Raw genomic sequence first — 3,014 nt, 5'->3', positions numbered from 1 at the left:
TTCGGGATTATCTGGCGGTACTTCGCCTGGAGCAATCAGACTTTGGCAACCATAGTACTCTGGACGATAACGATTTACCTTTCCAATCTGAATAAAAACTACTGGATCTCGCTGGTGCCTGCGGTATTCATGACGATGGTGTGTAGTTCCTATATTTTCATTGCCCCCGAGGGGTTCCAGCTTTCGCACGAGCTTTCGTACGGCCTCGGTACCGCCGTCACGATTGCAGCTACGGCTTCTTTTATCGCATTGAGATACCGGAAGCAGCGGCCTTCGCTCGTGGGATGAGGTGCCTTTAATACGGACTTTACGAAGTTGGAATTGAGCTCTCCGGCATTGAGTTGAAAGGTCTGTTGTGGGGCTTTTTTTTATCAAAAAAAGGAAAACTTCCCTAACGGTGGAAATTCACCGCAACGCGCGATGGATTCTCGACGGCACCAATTTTACTTGGCAACTCAGAAGTGGCCCGATTTTTTCGCTCCCACGCTTTCAATAAAATGGTAGTAAATTCAATGCTAAGCGAACACGACGACCAACCTATGACCGAAATTAAAAAAATGAAAGACCCACAACCCTGGCGGGACTGGGGACCCTACCTCAGCGAACGGCAGTGGGGTACCGTCCGGGAAGACTACAGCTCCGCTGGCGATGCCTGGGAATATACTACCCACGACATGGCGCGAAGCAAAGCTTACCGCTGGGGCGAGGAGGGCCTGGGCGGCATCAGCGACCGAGATCAACATCTCTGCCTTGCCTTGGCTTTGTGGAACGAGCGCGACCCGATTCTGAAAGAGCGGCTCTTCGGCCTGACCAACAGTGAGGGCAACCACGGCGAGGATGTCAAGGAAATGTACTACTACCTCGACAATGTGCCGTCACACAGCTACATGAAGATGCTGTACAAGTACCCTCAAAAAGTTTTTCCTTATGAACGCCTGCTGAGCGAAAACGCTCACCGCTCGCGCCAGGAACCGGAATTTGAGTTGATGGATACGGGCGTGTTTGACAAGGATGAGTACTTCGACGTCTTCATGGAATATGCCAAAAACGCCGAACACGACATCCTGGCTCAGTACACGGTTCATAACCGGAGTACGTCCGACGCCCCGATCCATATTTTGCCCACGCTATGGTTCCGGCAGACGCCCGATTGGCAGCAGGAAGCCGACAGGCCGATCATATCGGTCGTGGGAGAAAACGCCCTGCTGCTGGGCTCGAAAGTGCTAGATGACTACTACTGCTACAACGACGGAGCTGCCGAACTACTGTTCACTGAAAATGAAACCAACAACGAACGCCTGTACGGCGCTTTGAACGTAACGCCCTATACGAAAGATTGCATCGACCGCTACCTGGTGCAAGGGGAGAAGGACGCGATCAACCCAAATCCCGCCGGGACAAAAGCCGCCTTACATTACGCCCTGACGGTACCAGCAGGTGGAAGCGTCTCCGTCCGGCTACGGCTGACGAGCAAGAAACAAACCAAGCCCTTTGCTAAGTTCGATAAAATCATGGACGCTCAGCGACAGGCAGCCGATGATTTTTACAAGACAAAATTTTCCACCGGATCGGAAGATGAAACCAACGTCCAGCGCCAGGCGATGGCCGGGATGCTGTGGACGAAGCAGTACTACTACTACAACGTGAACCGCTGGCTGTCGGGCGACGAGGGCGAACCCACGCCACCCGAATCAAGACAGCGGCAGCGAAACTCGCACTGGGATCAGCTGCGGGCCACCGACATCATTTCGATGCCCGACAAGTGGGAGTACCCCTGGTTTGCGGCCTGGGACCTGGCCTTTCACTGCGTGGCCCTAGCGGCGGTCGATATGGATTTTGCCAAAAGCCAACTCACGCTGCTGCTGAAAGAGCGGTACATGCACCCCAACGGCCAACTACCCGCCTACGAATGGAACTTCGGCGACGTGAACCCGCCCGTCCACGCGATGGCCGCGCTGGATATTTACCACATGGATCTGGCAGCGACCGGCGAGGCCGACCTTGACTTCCTGGAAGAGGTTTTTCACAAGCTGATGTTCAATTTCACCTGGTGGGTCAATCAAAAGGACACGGAGGGCAACAACATCTTTGAAGGCGGCTTTTTGGGCCTGGATAACATCGGCGTCTTCGACCGGAGCGCGCCAATTCCCGGCGGCGGCACCCTCGAGCAGTCCGACGGCACCAGTTGGATGGCCATGTACTCGCTCAACATGATGCGTATGGCGATGGAACTGGCCTGTTCGCGGCCCGTGTATGAAGACATGGCGATCAAGTTCGGCGAGCATTTTTTCTATATCGCCGGGGCGATGGCCAACATGGCCAACGAGGAAGGCGCCGGGCTTTGGGACGAGAAAGACGGCTTCTACTACGACATGCTACACCTCGAAGACGGTAGCTGGCGGCGGCTTAGGCTACGCTCATTAGTAGGCTTGCTGCCCCTGATTGCCGTAGAAGTGATCCACGATGACAAGTTTCTGCAATTGCCGCACCTGGTGGCCCATATGGCCCAATTAATGAATCAGCGCCCCGACCTGGAAGCGCTCGTCAGTCGCTGGGAGGGTATGAACGGCGAGGGAAATATGCACTTGCTCAGCCTGCTGCGCGGCCATCGGATGAAGTGCCTCCTACGTCGGATGCTGGACGAAAACGAGTTCCTGTCGCCCCACGGCGTCCGATCGTTATCCAAGATTTACGAAGACGATCCGTTCGATTTTGAACTGAACGGGCAGCATTTCACGGTACCCTACACCCCGGCCGAAAGTACCACGAATATGTTTGGCGGCAACAGCAACTGGCGCGGCCCCGTCTGGATGCCCGTCAACTACCTGCTGGTGCAGTCGATGCGGCGCTTCCACGACTACTACGGCGACGAGTTCAAGATCGAGATGCCCGTCGGCACGGAGCGGTTCATCACCATCAGTCAGGCAGCCGACGAAGTGGCACAACGGCTAAAATCGCTGTTTTTGCGCGACGAAAACGGTCGCCGCCCCATCTACGGCGACAACGAGAAGCTA

Annotated in this window: 1 protein-coding gene and 1 pseudogene; both read left to right on the top strand. The window is 55.2% G+C overall.

Going from position 1 to position 3,014, the window contains the following annotated elements; all coding sequences use genetic code 11:
- Positions 1-288, top strand: a pseudogene (locus ACEW8P_RS10995) (carbon starvation protein A); the annotation flags it as partial.
- Positions 289-557: 269 nt separating this feature from the next.
- On the top strand, positions 558-3,014 hold a 2,457-nt coding region (locus ACEW8P_RS10990), incomplete at its 3' end, for a glucosidase (RefSeq protein ID WP_373513129.1).

Origin of the sequence: Persicitalea sp. (assembly GCF_041751555.1) — a bacterium.
Classification (GTDB): Bacteria; Bacteroidota; Bacteroidia; order Cytophagales; family Spirosomataceae; genus Persicitalea.
Note: the sequence above shows the minus strand (reverse complement) of the source record. Positions and strands in the feature narration are given on the sequence as shown.